Consider the following 19,714-nt stretch of genomic DNA (forward strand, 5'->3'; position numbering starts at 1 on the left):
CCCCGGAAGCTAAAAGTCTCCAGAGTATGGCGGAACAGAAGATGAGCGATCGGACAGAATCGGAATCGCTGATCGGGCGACCGGAATCAGTGATCGGGTGAAATCGGAATCAGTGATCGGACGTGACCGGAACCAGCAATATCACGATAATCTCGGCGGAGAGAATAAAATCGGTGCGCACCGCGCCTTTCACTTTGCTGTTTTCCAAGGCTAACAACGCTTCACGCCCGCCGTTTTGCCCCACGGCCTTGTCGACCGCCGCGGCATCGTCAACAGGAGGCGTGTGCGCCAGTGCAGCATCGTCAGTCACCTTGGTCGTGCTCGCGTCCGACGGGTTTCTCACCTTGTGGGCATCAGGGTGGTGCTGTTTTTTAGCTTTGCGGTGGTGCCAGTTCTCAATTAATTTCTCCACCCCCTCGTAACTCAGGTAAGCCCCCCCTACCATCAGCAGCGGCGTAATGGCCCAAGGAAGCCATGCGCTGATAACCAGCGCCAGCGGCACCAGAATCGCTTTATTAAGCAGCGAGCCTTTAGCGACTTTCCATACCACCGGCAATTCGCGATCGGCTTTCACGCCCGAAACATGTTCGGCATTCAACGCCAGATCGTCGCTCAATACGCTGGCGGTTTTGCGGGCTGCGACCTTACTCATCGCCGCGACGTCATCCAATATCGACGCGATATCGTCGAGTAATGCCAGCAAGCTGGTTCCGGCCATATTCATTTCCTTTCACTACACAGAGACAAAAGCGACTTTAACAATAATTAACAATAACCCGCACGATTCTCGATCGTAACGGCTCCAATGATAGTAGCATGTCGTTAAAATGGTTTAAGACCGGACCCAACCGAAATCATCAAAGGATAAGTCAATGTCCACCGATATCCATGTTGTGGCAGTCGTCGATGGCAAACCCGGCAGCGCTGAAGCGATAGTCGACGTCGTAGCCCCGTGCATTGCGGCCACGCGGCGCGAGCAGGGCTGCCTAAGCTACACTTTTCACCAGGATAAAGAGCGCCCCGATAGTTTCATGTTTATTGAAACGTGGGCCAGTGAGGACGCGCTGGAGCGACATGCGCAATCGGCGCATCTGAAGGTGCTGGTAGACGGGCTGGCGCCGCAGACCTCCCGTCCGCTGGAAGTCTCGGTGCTGCAAACGCTATTCTAAGCGGCTGCCGTCAATGGCGCGGCGGTCCGTCCGGCGGCGAGGCCACTGGCCTGAGTCGGCGCCAGGCGTCGGCGGGTGCCCGCCTGCGGGATAAACGGCGAAAATTGGCCAGGGCTAACCTCTGCCGGGCGATGGCGTCCGGCGACAATAATAGGTACCCGGCCCTTGCGAGGGCGGGCTCGACTACGGAAATGAGGTCGGCCGCCGGCTACGTAGATGCTGCCGACGGCCGCGCTGTCGCCACCCGGCCTGTCGGTCCCTCGGGCTTTGCAAGCCAAACGGCGGCGTTATAAATGCTGTTTCAACCATTGTAATTGCAAGCCGATGACGTTCTCAAAATGTTTTCCCTTGAACATGTCGAAGTGATAAGCCTGCGGTTCTATATGGCAGGCTTTCGGCGCCGTAATGGCCTGATACAGCGCCAAACCATGTTCTACCGGTATGACCTTATCCCATTCCGCCAGTACTACCAGCGTCGGCTGTGTAAGCTTCTGTGCATTAATTTTAGGCTGATACAATATCGCCTCAAGTACGGTCAGATAAGGAACCTTGACGTTCAGCGAGGGATAATCGTGTTTTGCATGCTCATAGAACCGTCGCGACTCTTCATCGGTCATCACTTTGATGATGGGAACCATCAGTTCACGCCCGGATTGATTCTTTTTCTGCTGCATCCGTTCCATGGTGTTCATTAAACGCTCTCTTTCCTCTTCGGCCATATCGCCAGTCACCAGCCGATTGCCACTGGCGAAGCCCATCAGGCTTATCACGCATTTGACCTCAGGACAGCGCACGGCCACATCGATAACCAGGTAACCGCCGAGAGAAGTGCCCCATAATGCGATACGTTTAGCATCTATATAGGACTGGGTTTTACTCCAGGCTAAGACCGCGATAATATCGTTATTCTGTTGTTCGGGAATGATTCTGCCCTGATCTCTCTCGCTTTCACCGAAACCACGGTAATCAAAGGTAATGGCATGGTAGCCGGCCTGGGTGAATGCCTGGGCATAATGGGTAATAACAGATCCTGAATGCCATAGAAACCATGGCACAGCAGAACAACCGGTGCCGGCACCTTGCTGTTGGCACGGTATACACGTACAGCCAGTTTTTCATTTTGGCTAACGGCATAGTGCCGTTCAGTGTTCATCGTCAAATCTCCTTGTATTACAAACAACATTCAACGTATGACTATAATGATGATAAGACGCCATACCCTTCAGAAAACACGACACCTGTTCCCTCAACATCAAACCGCAGACGACGCGCTTGAACGTGGAGGAAATAATGATGTAGCGTAACGCTTTCTGTTGACGCAAGGGGTAATAGCATTTATTCGCAAATCCGAAAAAGCTAATAAATATAATTTTAATACTATTTGATATTAATCAATAAATTAACAAGATAATTGTACTACCCACTCTGGTTAAACACTTATTAATGCAGTCCGTGGTTGACATCACTTTGCAAGTGCCCTGCGGTCGACGAGCGAAATAAAGATTGGATCGCGAACCGTTTAAGTCAACGTCAACCGGTGGCGGCACACATGAAAGGGTAACGACGGATTCCCCTAGGCACGACAAGATAATTAACAAAGCTTCTACTAACGAAAACAATAGCCGCCGTCATGGCTTATCTATATGGTTTATGATTTTATATATAATAATTATTAAGATATTTATTAGTGATAAATTTTTATTAATAAACCTCTGACACACTAAAACTAAAAATAACATATCCAGTAAGTCAATATCGTTAACGTCATCACTGGCAATGACTATTTAACCCGGCGGCAGGGCGTTTTTTTGTTTCGCGCCTGAATCCGCCAGTTGTGGCAAAGCGACAAAAGCGGCGCTGCGCGAGTGATGCTGCTGGCGATACCAGGTCAGAAACGCCTGCAGCGGCAGTGGCTGAGCAAATAAATAGCCCTGCTGATAAACCACCCGCTTATTTAGCAGATAGTTTTTCTGCAATTCTGTCTCGACGCCTTCGGCAATCACATGCATCTCAAAGCGGTTAGCTAGATCGATGACCACGTCGACCAAATCGGTGGTGCGCTCTTCCTCCGCTATCATCGCGACAAAAGACCGATCGATTTTCAGAAGATTAATGTGCATGCTGCCCAAGTATGAAAGCCCCGAATAGCCCGTGCCAAAATCGTCGATGGCGATGATAACACCGAGGGCCTGTAGCGAGGCAAGGACACTACGGATGACGGCATTGACTCGATACACTGCCGCTCCGTCAGTTCCAGCACCAAAAGGATATTACGCGGATGCACCTTTTGCAAAAATTGGCGGCAATCTTTGACGATTTGCTCATTGCGCAAATGAATTGCCGCAATATTGAACGCGACATGTAGCGTTCCGTCATCAACGCTCCAATGCTGCGCCAGGTCATCCGCCACTTGCGCCATTAAATGTGCCGTTAACAGCAAGATTAAGCCAGAGGTTTCGGCCAAGGGCACGAAAACCTCTGGAGAAATAACCCCATCCGAGGGATGTCGCCAGCGCACCAGAATTTCCACGCCGGAACAATAGCCTTGTGCAACGTTCATAACCGGCTGGTAATAGGCCTCGAATTCATTCGCTTAAGACCCAGCATGATATTATTCTTCAGTGAGCTTTCCGCCCGCAACCATTGGTGAATTAACAGCGCCATCATGAACACAATGGCGGCAATTAGAAAAATAATATGGCCGACGTTAATCAGAAAATAACGCCAGGACATGCCCGGAGAAATTGCCACCTGCAACCGGTAGGGATAACGCGTTGATGCGCCGGTAACGATAAGCATTTGCGGGTCTTGAGCGCCGAGTGGAATAAGCGTGCCGGCCGACGTCAATACCGTGTCGCCTATCGTCAGCGCCACCGATCGGGATGGGCTTAGGGTATTCATCATCGTGCGCAAATATTGCGAATCAATAATCACCACCGCGCGCGTTTGCCCCCTGCGCTGCTGCAACACCATCTCAGCCGTAGCTGCGGCAGCGAGCAGGCTAAGCGCCGCCCCTTTCGCGCCGGCGGGCATAGGTGCCAACGCGTCCTTCATCGCGGCCAGCGGCACCGGTGAACAATAAAGACCGTTTTGGTCCGCCAAACTGACCGAGCGTATCAGAGGATATTGCCTGCCGAGATCGCGCAATGCCTCCACCACCACCGGACAGGGACGACCCGCCAGCAGTAGCGCCCGTTGAGCGGTTTCATCGCCATTGCCCAACGCGGTGTCGATAAAATCGATAAGGGCATGGATATCATGGCGTACCTGACTTTTCATATTTTGCTGAGTAACAAACAGCAGCAGAACGAGAGAAAAAATAAAGAAAAGAAAGGGAATCACGCCCCATAAGATAAAACGGTTGTTATTCATTACCTTTGCCAGCATCACGGTTGCAAGTATCCTGCGCATGTTCTTTTTTCCTGATGTCGGTCTTGATGCGCGGGCATATCCCCTGAAGGGATGTCACCATAATGGCATGAAGAAGAAGTATAAGGTAAAACCCGCTCTCGTGTCAGCTTCGTCGAGGCGATATAACCGCATCGTGGTGCGCCGACAGAAAGATATTTGACTAATTAAAAAAAATGTATAAATTATCAATTCAATATAAAATAATTTATTTTTATATAAATAGTATTATAATAATGTATTTAAAGATTGTAAAAATAAAATAATACTGAACGGTAAATAATATAAATATTATACATTTATCGAAATAAATATTATATAAATATTTTGGTTATAACTAACAATATAAAAATAATAATCAAAAAAATTGGTTATTTAAAAGCTATATTTTTTTATGTGCGCACAACCGCTAATGGGCACATTTTGCCTGTTGCTAATTTTCTCTTGGCAGACAATGCCTGGAAAATATTTTCATGATTATCCTTTTGCGCCTCAATATACTGCCATTATCACTTAAATCAAACGATGAGAAGCAAAATGTTCTCTATAATTAAGCCATTTACGTCTCGGGAAAAGGGTCTGATCATCGCAGAAATTCATGATCTCCTCCAGCATGAAATGAATATCGGTCAGCCTATCCGCTTCGCTTATTTTATTTTCAGCAAATAACAGGATGAAAAACCCGTCATCTATTCTAACTACCCAAAGGAATGGGTAGAAAAATACATGAAGAATGAATTATATAAGCAAGATTCCGTTCTGTTGGGCGCTAGCCAAAAGATCGTGTCGTTCCCCTGGCACAATAATTATTTTAAAAAAAACAAACGTCAGAAAAAAATATCTTCATCCAAAGTTCAGAATATAACATCACCCGCGGCTATACTTTTCCGCTGCACGATTATGAAAATAATCTGGCTATGCTGAGCCTGTATACTGAAAGCGATCCCGATCTGCTAATGAAATGTATCAGCGACCACGAGGACCGTCTTTATCTGCTGTTTCTTTCCATTCATAACCGATTTCTATCGGAGAAGGCGCAGCAGACCAATAAACTGCATGCTAAAGTGATGAAAAGGCTTACATCCCGCAAAATCGAGGCGTTGCATTGGGCCAGCATCGGCAAAACCTACCGTGAGATCGCTATCATTATGGGCATTACCGAAAGCACAGTAAAATTCCATATCGGCAACCTCATCGTTAAGCTCGACGTCATTAACGCCAAACATGCCATAAAAAAGGCGACGGACCTGCATCTACTAAATTTCAATGAGTAGCTATCTAAATACATTGTCAATGGCTTAAAAAATAGCGTGGCGGAGTGTATTCTTTTAGGCCAGGGATAGCTCATGCCATTGACAATCGATATCTGTCACAAGGCGGTCACGCTTTATCCACAAATAACTATTTTAGAACATCGCGATTACAGATAAACAGGCCATTTCTTCAGATAATACTCATTACAACAATGATAACGTCGGATATATTTTATTAAATTGGCCTGACTATAGTCATCGATGGCGAGTCGCAACAGATAGACCGGTTCGTCTTTTTCAGAGTTACCGATGGTTTCTACCTGGGTATTCCAGCCGCTGCGCTTGAGGATGGTATACATCGACCGGCTACACACAGTGAGTATCCCTTTCATCCCAATGGCGCGAGTGTAGTTAATCATGCCTAAAAACAGCAGATGGCAAAAGGGCAGTTTGGTTTCGGTCAACGACTTAACTCTGTCTTTATCGACAAAAAAGCGGCTCGACTCCAATAGTGTATCGTCGGCTGGCGCAGTGTAGTGAAAAAAGTCGCGAAATGGGCCGGTAATCATGTTAGGGTATTTCATGCTGATAAACCGGACGCTGCAGATCAATTCACCGTTATAGCAACCAAGCAAGTAGTGAGTGTTTTCGTTATCGTACTCATCAAATTCACGTTCTCCTTTACAGGAAACCTTCCAATTCAAACGATCTTTAAACGTTATTTTGCGCAGAAGGTATAATTCCTCCAGCCTGTCATTTATTATGTCTTTGTATTCTACGTTGATCAAATTAAACATAGACCATCCTTTTATCATTATAAATAAAAATGAGCAGAAGATATTTAAAGCGTATTTATAGTATCAGTAAATAAATTGACTAACAACCTGTACTAAAGTGCAGGTTATTAACTCAGTTTCCCCTCGCAATAGTTAAATTAATATACCGAAAAAGGAGTGAAAAACCAATCGGAAGGGAATGATAAGAATAATCACACTGATTTCATCACTGCAAAAAACCAATCGCTGGAGTAACTTCCTTACACTGCAATAGCATTGCTTAGAGAACGCTTTTTCCGTCAGCATAATAGGGACGATAATACGGCAATTTTTCAGAAAGTGAATAAAAAATCACGCAACAACCCCTTACCTCAGATTATTATATTATTTACCTAAGTATAATTTAATATCGATAAATTTACTTATACTGATAGTAATTATAAGAATTCATAAAAATTAACTAACCTTAATGCTACCTTCGCCAAAACATACGCAGCACATGGAGAGAATAATGGCTGATTATGATCAATATAAAATGCAAAATCCGGTGACCCAATATTCAAAGGACGGCTTTCCTAAACAACAACAGAATACGCCCGGCTTGCAAACCGACATGACCCCCGTTCCTGACTGTGGTGAAAAGAGTTATCGCGGCACCGGCCGCCTTGAAGGCCGTAAGGCATTGGTGACCGGCGCTGACTCCGGCATCGGTCGCGCGGCGGCTATCGCCTTTGCCCGGGAAGGCGCCGATGTCGCTCTGGCCTATTATCCCAGCGAGCATAAAGATGCCGAGCAGGTCGCCGAATTGGTTAAAGAAGCCGGCCGTAAAGTGGTGCTGCTCCCAGGGGATTTGCGTGACGAATCGGTCAACGTAAAGGTCGTTGAGGATGCGCTGAATCAGTTGGGCGGCCTGGATATTCTGGCGCTGGTGGCCGGTAAGCAAACCGCCGTGAAAGATATCGCCGACCTCACCACCGAACAGTTCCGTGAAACGTTTGAAACCAATGTTTTTTCTCTGTTTTGGATGACTAAAGCCGCACTCCCCCATTTGCCCCCCGGCGCTTCGATTATCACTACATCGTCGATCCAGGCGTACCAACCCAGCCCGACGCTGCTGGATTACGTTTCGACAAAAGCCGCCATCCTGAACTACACCCACGGTTTGGCCAAACAAGTGGCGCAGAAAGGGATTCGCGTCAATTGCGTGGCCCCAGGGCCAATCTGGACCGTCCTGCAGGTGTCCGGTGGACAGCCAACGGATGCGCTCCCCTCTTTCGGTACCTCGACCCCGCTGGGCCGCGCTGGTCAGCCCGCGGAACTGGTGCCAATCTATGTTTACCTTGCCTCGCAGGAATCAAGCTATGTGACGGCGGAGGTACACGGCGTTACCGGGGGCAATCATTTGGGATAAGCGCCTGACCGGGTAAAGCCCGGTGCGTTCAACGCTTCATACACGCAGAGGCTCCAGGCGGGCGCCGACACTCAAACGTAAGACGGGACTTCCTAACTACAGGCTGCTGCGCGTTGGGCGTTGGGCGTTGGGCAATGAGCGTTAAGCGTCGGACGTTAAGCGTTATCCGCTGGGTGTTGAGTGCTCGGCGTTAAGCATCGGGCGCGAAGCGTGGGGTGTAAGGGCATGAGGCATGAGACTCGGTAAGGTGGCCTACCGCTATGGGCCGCTCACGGCGTCGGCCATTCGCATCGTATTAGGTTATGGCGCCTGTGGAATAGTGCAATGATTGATGGCGCAACCGGCCGAGCATAATATCCACCGGTTACGGCGCCGGCGGCAGAAGGCCGCCGGAGGACTATCCTTGGCCGGGGGATTCCAACCCCATCAGCCCAACTTTAAAATACCCCGCTTTACGCAGACTATCCATCACCGACATCAGCGTAGCGTAATCCACGCTCTTGTCAGCTTGGAAAAATATCGGCGTTTCTTTATTGCCCTGGGTCTGTTCGTCCAGCGTCTGGGCGAGCGTCGCCATCGTTACCGTCCGATCGCCAATAAAGAGCTGTTTATCCGCTTTAATCTATAAATATAAAGGCTTGTCAGGCCGCGGTTGAGGCGCGGCGGTGGAGTTGGGCAAATCCACCCTGATATCTACCGTTGCCAGGGGCGCGGCGACCATAAAGATAATCAGCAGCACCAGCATAACGTCGATAAAAGGTGTAACGTTGATATCGTGCATTTCGCCGTCGGTATCAACATCCTCATTTAAATGCATCGCCATGACTTATCCAACTCGAAACTTAGTCACCTGTGCGGACACCTGGCTGCCCGCTTCCGCGGCCAGATCCAAATCGCGGCCGAGCAACAGCAGCAGCTGTGCGGCGCAGTCCCCCACCATCGCTTTGTAGCTGGCGATGGTACGGGCAAAGATATTGTAAATAACCACTGCCGGAATCGCGGCGAACAGGCCGATGGCCGTCGCCAGCAGTGCTTCGGCGATACCGGGCGCCACAACCGCCAGATTGGTGGTCTGGGTGTGGGCGATGCTGATAAAACTGTTCATGATGCCCCAAACGGTACCGAACAGGCCGATAAAGGGGGAAATGGCGCCGATAGTGGCGAGAAAGCCGTTACCTTTCCCCATGGCGCTGCTAACGCCGACAACCCGGCGTTCCAGGCGAAACGCCACACGCTCTTTAATCCCGTTGTTATCGCTGAGACAGGCCGACAGGTCTAGTTCGTTGGCGGTTTAGGCCAATAAACTGGCGCTCAGGCTGCGCACGTCTTTTAGCAGCTGCAACTCGCGGCGCAACCTGCGCTTGACGGCCAACAATTCGGCCCCTTTACCGAAAAACAGTGCCCAGGTGACGACCGAGGCCAGCAACAGGCCAATCATGACGATTTTCACCACAATATCGGCGTGCTGGTACATGCCCCAAACGGAGAGGTCCATCTGCATTAATTGCCGCTGCGCGGGCGTAGCCGTCACCGAAGCCGGCAGCGACAACGGGCTGCTGGCCGCAGCCTGACCGGCGGTAGGCGTTGGGGTCGTATCGACGGCGGACTCAGCCGGAGCGGCAGTTGATTGCGGTGTGGCAGTGATCGGCGCGGCGATGGCGCTGCCCGCCACGCCCGCACCAAAAAGCAGGCTCAGGAAAATGCCGCGCAGCATCGGGGCGAATGCTGCGCCGTGTCCGGTTAATGCGCCGTCAAATGATAAACTCTGTTGCTTAACAGCCAATTTCACGCTGTGCCTCCACCCAATACTGACCTAAGATTAATTCAGCCAGAATAATAGCAAATGGGACAGGAATTGATAGTGGTTATCATTATTATTTATGCTACTCACCCGTCACCTCCGGGGTAATATAATGGTAAGATTTTCACCCGCGCAATAAAACCCCATCGTGTCTGTGGAACCGCCATCGGGGTCAATACCGATATTCGCTGATGATGCCGCGCGTCCATGATAGCGCGATCGCGCCAAACGGCGAAAAAGCCGGCGCAACGTCTGCCCCGCGCCCGGCATTAGTGATAACCTGAATAGAACGAGACACCTCCCGCCGCCACGTACGGTATTTATCATCTCTGCTAAAAGGCAAAGCGCGAATAATGACGTCGAAGAAATTAGAAACGGTGCTGGTCAGCGCCGGCAGAAAACCCTCGTTTACCCACGGGTCGGTAAATCCGGTTATCCAGCGGGCGTCCTCGCTGGTTTTTGATTCAGTTCAGCATAAGAAAAAAGCGACGGCGGGACGTGCCAGCGGCGAGCTATTTTATGGCCGGCGCGGCATGCTTACCCATTTTTCATTGCAGTAAGCTATGGTGGAGTTGGAAGGCGGCGCCGGCTGCGCGCTCTATCCGTGCGGTACCGCGGCGGTCAGCAATGCGATTCTTTCCTTCGTCTCGGCGGGCGATCATATATTGGTGACCTATTCTGCCTATGAACCGACGCAAGACTTCTGCCGGCATATCCTTGGCAAAATGAATATCGCCACCACGTAGTTTGATCTGCTTATCGGCGCGGATATTGGCTCTATGATTCAGGATAATACGCGGGTGGTGATGCTGGAATCCCCCGGTTCGATTACCATGGAAGTGCAGGATATTCCGGCCATCGTGCGCGCGGTGCGGGCCAAAAATCCGGCCATCGTGATTATGCTGGATAATACCTGGGCGGCGGGCATATTGCTTAAGGCGCTGGATTTAGGCGTCGATATCTCCCTTCAAGCCGGCACTAAATACCTTATCGGCCATTCCGATACGATGATCGGTACTGCGGGGGCCAACGCGCGCTGCTGGGACCAGTTGCACGAGCAATCTTATCTGATGGGACAGATGGTTGACGCCGATACCGCGTATATGGCCGCCCGGGGGCTGCGCCCGCTCGGCGTCCGGCTAAAGCAGCATGAGGAAAACGGCCTGCGCGTGGCGCGCTGGCTGGGAGACACGCGCATCGTCAGAAGCTGGTTGCTCCATCTGCCCGCTCACTATCACCTGCGCGCTTACACCATGTTTAATCGTCATGGGCTGACAGCGCTGCTGGTCGGCCGTTTTCTGGTTTTTGTGCGCACGCTGCTGCCGACGATGGCCGGCATTTCCGGCCTCAGCAATACCCGTTTCCAGCTGTTCAATTGGTTGAGCGCACTACTCTGGGTCACCGGGCTGGTTACCCTTGGCTATGCTATCAGCCATGTGCCGGTGGTTAAACATCATGAAGATCAGGTGATGATGGCGCTAATCGTCCTGCCCGTGGTGGTGGTGGTCACCGGTCTGATAGGCAGCGTGCTGCTGATTATCCGCCGGCGGCGGGTGAAAAGCGCCTAAGCCCGTCATGCAGTAAAGCAATCAAATCCGTTGCGGCCGGCAGGTTTTTTATAACCGCCGCGGCGTGAAGCGGATCACCGCCTAGAATCATTGCGCGCGCAGACGCCTTAGCGTATCGCGGGCGCCGCGGCAGGCTCTTTTTTCTGCTAAAACTAATTTTATCCCATCACTCATGGCCCTCGCCGTCCCGCACGGGCGCGGCGGTTGGACAAAAGGAGAAAGCATGACAACGCAACCTACGGTCACATTCTACGATGGACATACCATGCCGCAGTTGGGTTTGGGGGTCTGGAAAGCCAGTAACCAGGAAGTCGTCACCGCAATCGAGGTGGCGCTGGAGGCCGGCCATCGCTCCATTGATACCGCGGCTATTTATAAAAACGAAGAGGGTGTCGGTCAGGCGCTGCAGGGTGCCACAGTTGCACGGGAAGATCTCTTTATTACCACCAAACTGTGGAACGGCGACCAAACCATGGCCCAAAAGGCTATCGAGCAAAGTCTGACCAAGCTGCGCCTGGATTATGTCGATCTTTATTTAATGCACTGCCGGTGCCCAGCAAAGATAACTATGTACAGGCCTGGCGCGATATGGTGAAACTGAAGGAAGAAGGGCTGGCGAAAAGCATCGAGGTGTCTAATTTCGAGCCGCACCATCTTCAGCGCCTGCTGGATGAAACCGGCGTGGTGCCGGTAATAAACCAAATTGAGCTGCATCCGCTGCTGCAGCAACAGGCGTTACGGACCTTCGATGCCCGGCACCAGATTTTGACCGAATTCCTGGAGTCCTCTGGCGCTGGGCGGTAAAGGGGTGTTTGACCAGGCGATTATCCGAGAGCTGGCGGAAAAATACGGTAAAACGCCGGCGCAGATTGTTATTCGCTGGCATATCGATAACGGGTTGGTGGTGATCCCGAAATCGGTCACGCCAGCGCGGATACGCGCCAACTTCGACGTGTTCGACTTCAGCCTGGCGCAGGATGATCTGGCTGCCATTGCCACGTTGGAACAGCGGCAAACGGCTGGGTTCGCATCCGGATACCATGGCTATGGTCTGAGACCGGAGCGAAATCCGGCGCCGCGAGGATAGCGGGCCTCGCTAGCCCCGGTCGCCGGGATAACGCTTACCACCCCGGCCCCGTCGTTTTTACGCAGTGGCCGCCTTGTCGACTCGCGCCATGATGATCGGCGCGGCCGCGCCCGGCTATACGGTCGCGGCGGCACCTCACGGCCGGTGGCGCACTCTTTGCGCCGCCGTTAACCCACGGCAGCGGGCCGTACTACAAATTGCCCCGCTGCGCCGCGATCGGCCATTTCCAGCGTCTGGCTGTAATAGAGATAAGGAAAGTGCTCCGGCGCCACCTGCGGGAACCAAACCAGCAGTTCCACCTCGTTATCAACCCACACCGTATCTTTCCAACCCTGATCTTCCGGCAAGGGCGTGCTGCCATTGACGCGTTTAATCAGAAATGCCACCCCCTGAATATGAAACGCCTGCGTGGTGCTGGTATGCACTATCCAGCGCTCAAAACTGCCCTGTAAACTTTGGAAGTCGTTGCGGTTCATATTCCATAACGCACCGTTGATATCATCGGGGGTAGCCCCCCCGAGAGAGAATTCACGGGTGCGGATGATGATGCCGTCGATCAGTTGATCGGACAACAAGCGCATCGGCAGGTTATCGGTGACCAAGGGTAATAGCCCCGTCGGTTTAAGCGTCAGCACCGTGGTATTGACCAGTATCGAGGAGGGTTCAAAAAAGCCGCGTACCCGATCCATCAGACCGGCCGCTTCGCCGGAGGTGATGACCGCGTCTTCCCCTTTGGACATATCGATAAGGATTTCACGCCGCTCGCCAGGCGCCAGCGACAGCCGGGTGACCGGCACCGGCGCAGGCAAGAACCCTTGGTCGCCGGCAACAACCTGCATGGCGCGGCCGTCGCTCAGTTGCAATTGATAACGCCGAGCGTTGGAGGCATTGAGCAGCCGCAGACGCACCCAACCGCGCGACACTTCCACAAAGGGGCTCTGCGCGCCGTTCACCAGCAGAGTATCGCCGAGGAAACCGCCGCTGGCGAGGGGGTTGTATACCGGCTGGCCGAAATTATCCAGCCGTTTGTCCTGGATGATGAGCGGGAAGTCATCGACGCCATAATGATTCGGCAGCGGCAGCACTTTGCTTAGCGCGTCCTCCACCAACCACAGCCCCGCCAGACCGTTGTAGACATGCGGCGCCATGCGGTTAGGGGTATTGGCATGGTACCAGCAGGTGGCCGCCGGCTGACGGATGGGCAGCACCGGCGACCAGTCCGCGCCGGGTGACATCATCCGCGCCGCGCCGCCCATAAGCGTACCGGGCACCTGCAGACCGCTGACGGTCATCGCCACAGGTTCATTCAGCCGATTGTTATAAATAAGCTTGACGTCATCACCGTTGAACACCCGCACCGTCGGGCCGAGATAACCACCATTGATGCCCCAGGTAGCGGCGCGTCGGCCGGCGGCAAAGGTCCAGTGCGAGCGCTGCAGCGTCAGAAATAACGGTTGCCCGCGGCGTGATTCTAGCATGGGTGGGATCGGCAGCGCCACGGGCGCATCGGCGGCACGCGCCTGCAGCGGCAGTGCGCTGGCCGCAAGCGTAACCCCTGTTGCCTGAATAAACCGACGCCGACTGAGTGACATATCTGCTCCATTAGACACGGCAAAGCTTTTCTCGTCATGTCCGGCCTGCGGCAGGCCGGGAAATCATCAACCGTACACCGGGACCGAATAGGCGCCTGGGCCTCTATTCGTCCCGGCCGGCATCGGGGGAAACGCTCTCGCCCTCGCGGCGCCCGTCGTTCCTCAGGCCGCGACCGAGGGCTTCGGAGTCGAAAACCTTCAGCGCTCCAGCGCTTCCCGCTTGGCCACTTCCGCGTTCAAATCGTCCAGCTTGTTTTTCATCACTTCCCGACAGTGCCTGGTCAACGCGCGCACCTGCTCACGGCTGTAACCGGACGTTTCAACCGGCGGCAGAATTTCGATGATAACCAAGCCGTTGGACCAGCGATTGAGTTTGATTTTGTTCGAAATATTGGAAATGCAAATCGGCACAATGGGAACCTCGGTGGCAATCGCGGTGTAGAACGCCCCGGTTTTAAAGGGCAGCAAACCGCGACCGCGGCTGCGGGTCCCTTCCGGAAACATCCAGATGGAAATATTGCGCTTTTTGATGTTCTGAACAATTTCGGTGAGCGTGCTATGGGCCCTGGCACTGTTATCGCGATCGATAAGCAAATTGCCGGTCAACCAGTAAAGCGGCCCAAACAGCGGGATCCACAGTAGGCTTTTTTTCCCCACCGTTACGGTACGCGGCTGCACTACATAGGCAGCGGTCACCATATCGTAGTTGTTCTGATGATTGGCGATATAAATGCAATTTTGCGGCAGCGTCACGCCTTCGGGATGGCGGACTTCCACCCGGATGCCAAACAGGGGCGACATACGGCCAAACCAGCGGCCGAAGGTGGCGACATGACGAGGGTCTCGCGGGCTGAACAAGCAATAAATTAAGCCAAAAACGCAGATAATTATCGACAACAGCACCACCAAAATGGTGCGAACAATAGCGAGCATAGTTACCCCTTAACCTTCAGCCGTCGCTAGTATACCGGCTTCCTGACAAAATACACGGTTATTCCCTCGGCCGTCGGGTGGTATTGGAAAACACGGAGGGTTATCACTTATTATCGCGGAGAAAACCGGCCGGGGGACGCCCGGCCGGCGCGCATATTACGCCGTTTCCTCTTCACCGGCGCCGGCCAGCGGATCGTTGATTTCCACCCGATCGATTTGCTGCAGTCCGCGCGGCAACAAGGTTCCCTTACGCCCGCGTTCGGCGCTGAATTTCTGCAAGTCTTCCGGGCGAAGAGTGAGCTTGCGTTTGCCGACATAGAAAGTGACGGAGGCCTTGGTGGACAGCAGATACAGACCGGCGAGGCGATCCTTGCCCACCGCCGCATCCGCGGACGGGATGGAAATGATTTTATTGCCTTTTCCTTTCGACAGCTGCGGCAGATCGTCGACCGGGAACATAAGCAGACGCCCGGCTTCGGTGAACGCCAACAGCTTATCGGCGGCGCCTTTTATCCATAGCGGCGGCATGACTTTGGCGTTTTCCGGCAGCGTTAACAGCGCCTTACCGGCGCGATTGCGCGCCACCAAATCGCTAAAGCTACACACGAAACCGTAGCCGGCATCGGAGGCCATCAGCAATTTCTGATCGTCGGCGCCGGTGAGCATTTGCTCCACCGATGCGCCCGGCGGCAACGTTAGCTTACCGGTCAGCGGTTCACCCTGGCCGCGCGCCGACGGCAGGCCGGCGGGCTCTAAGGCGTAGCTGCGTCCGGTGGAGTCGATGAACACCACCGGTTGGTTGCTCTTGCCGCGCACCGACGACAGGTAATTGTCGCCGGATCGGTAACCGAGCCCGCTCGGATCGATATCGTGGCCCTTGGCGCTGCGCACCCAACCCATGGTCGATAGGATCACCGTCACCGGCTCCGAAGGAATAAGCTCATTTTCGCTCAGCGCTTTCGCCTCGTCGCGTTCCACCAGCGGTGAGCGGCGCGCATCGCCGTAAGCGGCGGCATCCGCCTCGATTTCTTTTTTCAGCAGGTTGCTCAGCTTGCGTTCCGAGGCCAGGATCGTCTGGATCTTGTCGCGTTCCTTCTCCAGCTCATCCTGTTCGCCGCGTAGCTTCATTTCTTCCAGTTTGGCTAAATGGCGGAGTTTCAACTCGAGAATGGCGTCAGCCTGGGTTTCGCTCAACTCGAATCGCTGCATCAGAACCTGCTTCGGCTCATTCTCGGTGCGGATAATGTGGATCACCTCATCCAGGTTGAGGTAGGCCACCAACAGGCCGGTCAGGATATGCAACCGGCGCAGGACTTTCTCCAGGCGGAAGTTCAGCCGGCGGCGCACGGTATCGCGACGATACACCAACCATTCCGACAAAATCTCGTGCAGGTTTTTCACCGCCGGACGGCCGTCCAGCCCGATCATGTTCATATTGACGCGATAGCTGCGTTCCAAATCGGTAGTGGCGAACAGATGGTTCATAACCTGCGTCAGGTCAACGCGGTTGGAGCGCGGGACGATAACCAGGCGGGTCGGGTTTTCATGGTCAGATTCGTCGCGCAAATCCTCCACCATCGGCAATTTCTTCGCGCGCATTTGGCTGGCTATCTGCTCAAGGACCTTAGCGCCGGACACCTGATGCGGCAACGCGCTGATAACCGCCTCGCCCTCCTCGATAGTCCACAGCGCGCGCATGCGCACGGAGCCGCGGGCGGTCTGGTAAATCTTGCGCAGATCCTCATGGGGGGTAATGATTTCCGCCTCGGTGGGAAAATCCGGCCCCTTTACATGTTCCAGCAAGTTTTCCAACGTGGCGGAAGGATTGCCCAGCAGCGCAATCGCCGCGGCCGCCACTTCGATGATGTTATGCGGCGGTATATCGGTCGCCATCCCAACCGCGATGCCGGTCGTGCCGTTTAATAACACATTCGGCAACCGCGCCGGCAGCATCTTCGGCTCTTCCAGCGTCCCGTCGAAGTTGGGCACGTAATCCACCGTGCCCTGCCCCAATTCGCCGAGCAGCACTTCGGCATAGTGGGACAGGCGCGATTCCGTGTAGCGCATGGCGGCGAAGGATTTGGGATCGTCCGGCGCGCCCCAGTTACCCTGGCCGTCCACCATCGGATAGCGGTAAGAGAAGGGTTGCGCCATCAGCACCATGGCTTCGTAGCAGGCGCTATCGCCATGGGGATGATATTTACCCAATACATCGCCGACGGTGCGCGCCGACTTTTTATATTTCGCGCTGGCGTTCAGCCCCAGTTCCGACATCGCGTAGACGATGCGGCGTTGCACCGGCTTGAGCCCGTCGCCGATAAACGGCAGCGCACGATCCATGATGACGTACATGGAATAATTGAGGTACGCGTTTTCGGTAAATTTATGCAGCGCCAGGCGTTCGGCGCCGTCATGAGTCAGCTCGCTCATTGATTATTGTTTCCTCTGACCGCGGTATGGCCACGTGAGCAGTCACATCCCATGTGCCGCGGGTATGGGGTTCGTGAGCATGATACTACCCTATCCGCCCCCTCGCTGTCACAGGACTCGCGCGGGCGCCAATACGTCAGCGTGGCTTAGGCCCCGCTGCATTCAGTATAATAAGTGGTCGAATCACGGATGCGATAAAATATCACGCGCATCCGGCCCGCGTCTTTGGTTAACTAATGGCGCCCCCGAACGAAAGTGAAACAGAGGAAGCGATGATCACGGTAATTGCAGAAATCAAAGTCAAACCGGGACGAAGAGAAGCGGTTTTAGCCGCTATCGAAGCGCTCAGGCCGAACGTGCTGGCCGAAGACGGATGCGGCGAATACACTTTGCTCACCGACTATAAAGCGCAAGTACCGTGGCGTAAAACCGCTCCCGACTCCATTTTTATGCTGGAACAATGGAAGAGCATTCGGCATTTGGAGCAGCACCAACAAACGGCACATATGGATGCCCATCGCACCAATATTCGCGATGACGTGATGGATGTCACATTTCATATTTTAGAGAGACGCACGGGAGCTTAATAGGTGGGATACACATTGGCCGGTCGTGACGACTTTATTTTGGTTGATCGCGCAAAGGCAATGGGAAGGGAGGCGGGCGCTAACGGGTGTGCGGTTAGCGCCGGTCGGAATAAGAAGATCAATTTAAAGACACCGGTCAACGTCAGCAGGCCGCCGATAAAAATAATGGCAATTATCCACAGAAATATTTTCATTCCCTGTTCCTTCTCGTTAAGTGATTATCGTTTTGACCATAAGTCGATGATATCGTTATTTGAGTATAGAAGAGGAATCAGGTTTTACCGTATCGGCCGCAAGAAAATTGTCCCTCGCACAAGGGACACCGCCTGACAGAAAACCATTTTGCCCGTATCTGCGCGACCGGGGCGCGGGAAACCTCCCGGCAGCCGCCCGGGCGCTCAGGCATGTTGACGTATACGGGTGTCCAACGCGGCGGCGTCAGTGATGTGCGGCGCGGCGAGGATCAACATTTTGCCCAGCGCCAGCGCCCGACGCTGGCAAGCGTGGCGCATTTCGGCATCTTGAATCCCGTCAAGATCGCTAACGTGGGCCAGCCCCACCGTACGCCGAATAAGCTCTGTGCCGCAATACCCTATCGCGTCCTGTAATACTTCACGCAAAAACAGCTGTACGTAACCGAGCTCAGCCAAGGTGTGGTCACGGCTTTTTTCCGTCGCCAGGCCGTGAAATCCCTCACTGAACGCCTGCCAGACCTCCTGCACATCGCGCAGGCGCTGCTCGCGTCCCGCCGCGGCGTCGCGCGGTAGCAGCAGCCCCGGCAAACCGCAGTAGTTAAGCAACAAATTACCCACTGCGGTGCCGATATCAAAACCCACGGGACCATAATAGCCGAATTCAGCATCGATCACCTTCAGGCGCTGGCGGGCGACAAAAAGGGAACCGCTGTGAATATCCCCATGCAGCAGCGCTTCCGCTTTCGTCAAGAAACGGTGGTTGAGCGCCGCCACCCTGAGCTTCAATTCCCGATCGTCGCACAGCGCGGCCGCGGCCGCGTCCAGCTCGGGTTCATAGGCGTTGCGCTCATGGACCCGATAGGGGTCGGTGAAGAACAGATCTTCCGTTATGCGGCACATTTCAGGGTTGGAAAAACGAGTGACTTCGCTTTTTTTTTCCTCAGGCGGCTGATAGAAATCAGAGGTGTGAAACAACGTCTGCGCCAGATACTCGCCCAGCTGACGGACGGCATCAGGATACCACGCCCCCTTAACCAGCTCGCTGCGTCAGATGAGATGATCGGAAAGATCTTCCAGCACCATTGTCGCCAGGAGCGGATCGTGATGAATCACCCGCACCGTGTGCTCCGGGCAATAGCGGCCATGAATGAGCAGCTTTTCCGCCTCGATACGCGCGCGATCAAGCGTCAGCGGCGGTAAGGGTACGGTAAGCTGTCATATCGACTTCCCTGATTAGCTGCAAAAAGGCCGTAAAGGCGTAAAAACATTTAGACGTCTATACATCTTGATGGCATGTTGGCAGAATAGTAAACCAGATGCAATAACAGAAAGGTGCAGATTCCGACGTATCCGATCATCTATTCCGGCGACATCCGATCAGTTATTCCGATATTTTCCGATCACCCATTCCAGTGATATTCGATCACGTGTTCGCTCATCTTCTGACTCGGTTTTAGTCTATTTTTCCTGTGCTGGCTACTCCTTGCTCTTTGCGTAGTGATTCG

11 protein-coding genes and 8 pseudogenes are annotated in these 19,714 nt (G+C 53.3%); 7 read left to right on the forward strand and 12 right to left on the reverse strand.

Annotated elements, in window-relative coordinates:
• Positions 1 to 133 precede the first annotated feature (133 nt).
• Positions 134 to 718, reverse strand: a pseudogene (locus tag ACMX3H_RS12120) (DUF808 family protein); the annotation flags it as partial.
• Positions 719 to 872: 154 nt separating this feature from the next.
• Between ACMX3H_RS12120 and ACMX3H_RS12125 the strand changes: the two are divergent.
• Positions 873 to 1,169, forward strand: a complete 297-nt coding sequence (locus tag ACMX3H_RS12125) for a putative quinol monooxygenase (RefSeq protein ID WP_415211020.1) — start codon at positions 873 to 875, stop codon at positions 1,167 to 1,169.
• Between the two features lie 287 nt (positions 1,170 to 1,456).
• Here the strand turns inward: ACMX3H_RS12125 and ACMX3H_RS12130 are convergent, their stop codons facing one another.
• The 3 genes and pseudogenes from ACMX3H_RS12130 to ACMX3H_RS12140 form a co-directional block, all read right to left on the reverse strand.
• Positions 1,457 to 2,224, reverse strand: a complete 768-nt coding sequence (locus tag ACMX3H_RS12130; protein WP_415211021.1) for an alpha/beta hydrolase — start codon at positions 2,222 to 2,224, stop codon at positions 1,457 to 1,459.
• Positions 2,225 to 2,953: 729 nt separating this feature from the next.
• Positions 2,954 to 3,729: pseudogene (locus tag ACMX3H_RS12135) on the reverse strand (EAL domain-containing protein).
• Complete coding sequence (locus ACMX3H_RS12140; protein ID WP_415211022.1) at positions 3,726 to 4,580, reverse strand: CSS-motif domain-containing protein; 855 nt, start codon at positions 4,578 to 4,580, stop codon at positions 3,726 to 3,728. Before ACMX3H_RS12140 ends, ACMX3H_RS12135 begins: the two are co-directional and overlap by 4 nt.
• A 681-nt stretch (positions 4,581 to 5,261) precedes the next feature.
• Here ACMX3H_RS12140 and ACMX3H_RS12145 point away from each other — a divergent pair.
• Positions 5,262 to 5,501, forward strand: a pseudogene (locus ACMX3H_RS12145) (autoinducer binding domain-containing protein); the annotation flags it as partial.
• Positions 5,417 to 5,851 carry a LuxR C-terminal-related transcriptional regulator gene (locus ACMX3H_RS12150; RefSeq protein ID WP_415211030.1) on the forward strand — a complete coding sequence of 145 codons (435 nt, stop codon included), beginning with the start codon at positions 5,417 to 5,419 and terminating at the stop codon, positions 5,849 to 5,851. The pseudogene ACMX3H_RS12145 and the gene ACMX3H_RS12150, both read left to right, overlap by 85 nt.
• A gap of 146 nt (positions 5,852 to 5,997) precedes the next feature.
• Here the strand turns inward: ACMX3H_RS12150 and ACMX3H_RS12155 are convergent, their stop codons facing one another.
• Complete coding sequence (locus ACMX3H_RS12155; RefSeq protein WP_415211023.1) at positions 5,998 to 6,645, reverse strand: acyl-homoserine-lactone synthase; 648 nt, start codon at positions 6,643 to 6,645, stop codon at positions 5,998 to 6,000.
• A gap of 472 nt (positions 6,646 to 7,117) precedes the next feature.
• Between ACMX3H_RS12155 and ACMX3H_RS12160 the strand changes: the two genes are divergently transcribed.
• Positions 7,118 to 8,017, forward strand: coding sequence for an SDR family oxidoreductase (locus tag ACMX3H_RS12160; RefSeq protein ID WP_415211024.1), 900 nt, complete (start codon positions 7,118 to 7,120; stop codon positions 8,015 to 8,017).
• Positions 8,018 to 8,414: 397 nt separating this feature from the next.
• On the opposite strand, the pseudogene exbD reads toward ACMX3H_RS12160, so the two are convergent.
• Positions 8,415 to 8,840 (reverse strand): annotated as a pseudogene (exbD, locus tag ACMX3H_RS12165) (TonB system transport protein ExbD).
• Positions 8,841 to 8,843: 3 nt separating this feature from the next.
• Positions 8,844 to 9,731 (reverse strand): annotated as a pseudogene (exbB, locus tag ACMX3H_RS12170) (tonB-system energizer ExbB).
• Positions 9,732 to 10,171: 440 nt separating this feature from the next.
• On the opposite strand from exbB, the pseudogene metC reads away from it, so the two are divergent.
• Positions 10,172 to 11,386: pseudogene (metC, locus tag ACMX3H_RS12175) on the forward strand (cystathionine beta-lyase).
• A gap of 223 nt (positions 11,387 to 11,609) precedes the next feature.
• A pseudogene (gene dkgA / locus ACMX3H_RS12180) lies at positions 11,610 to 12,441 on the forward strand (2,5-didehydrogluconate reductase DkgA).
• A 199-nt stretch (positions 12,442 to 12,640) separates the two neighbouring features.
• Here the strand turns inward: dkgA and ftsP are convergent.
• The 3 genes from ftsP to parC form a co-directional block, all read right to left on the reverse strand.
• The gene (gene ftsP, locus ACMX3H_RS12185) at positions 12,641 to 14,065 is read right to left on the reverse strand and encodes a cell division protein FtsP (RefSeq protein ID WP_415211025.1); all 1,425 of its coding nucleotides are present in this window, start codon (positions 14,063 to 14,065) and stop codon (positions 12,641 to 12,643) included.
• Between the two features lie 198 nt (positions 14,066 to 14,263).
• The gene (locus ACMX3H_RS12190) at positions 14,264 to 14,998 is read right to left on the reverse strand and encodes a 1-acylglycerol-3-phosphate O-acyltransferase (protein WP_415211026.1); all 735 of its coding nucleotides are present in this window, start codon (positions 14,996 to 14,998) and stop codon (positions 14,264 to 14,266) included.
• Positions 14,999 to 15,154: 156 nt separating this feature from the next.
• Positions 15,155 to 17,428: a DNA topoisomerase IV subunit A gene (gene parC, locus ACMX3H_RS12195; RefSeq protein ID WP_415211027.1), complete on the reverse strand. Its 2,274-nt coding sequence runs from the start codon at positions 17,426 to 17,428 to the stop codon at positions 15,155 to 15,157.
• Between the two features lie 272 nt (positions 17,429 to 17,700).
• Here parC and ACMX3H_RS12200 point away from each other — a divergent pair, with 272 nt between their 5' ends.
• A complete protein-coding gene (locus ACMX3H_RS12200) occupies positions 17,701 to 18,015 on the forward strand; it encodes a putative quinol monooxygenase (RefSeq protein ID WP_415211028.1) in 315 nt (104 codons plus the stop codon).
• On the opposite strand, the gene ACMX3H_RS12205 is transcribed toward ACMX3H_RS12200, so the two are convergent.
• Positions 18,012 to 18,209 (reverse strand): hypothetical protein, encoded by a 198-nt coding sequence (locus ACMX3H_RS12205; protein WP_415211029.1) that lies wholly within the window; start codon positions 18,207 to 18,209, stop codon positions 18,012 to 18,014. The genes ACMX3H_RS12200 and ACMX3H_RS12205 overlap by 4 nt on opposite strands.
• A gap of 204 nt (positions 18,210 to 18,413) precedes the next feature.
• Positions 18,414 to 19,403: pseudogene (gene mtnK, locus ACMX3H_RS12210) on the reverse strand (S-methyl-5-thioribose kinase); the annotation flags it as partial.
• Positions 19,404 to 19,714: the final 311 nt, after the last annotated feature.

The organism is Sodalis sp. (in: enterobacteria) (assembly GCF_047607725.1).
In the GTDB taxonomy this organism is placed as follows: Bacteria; Pseudomonadota; Gammaproteobacteria; order Enterobacterales; family Enterobacteriaceae; genus JBLKSS01.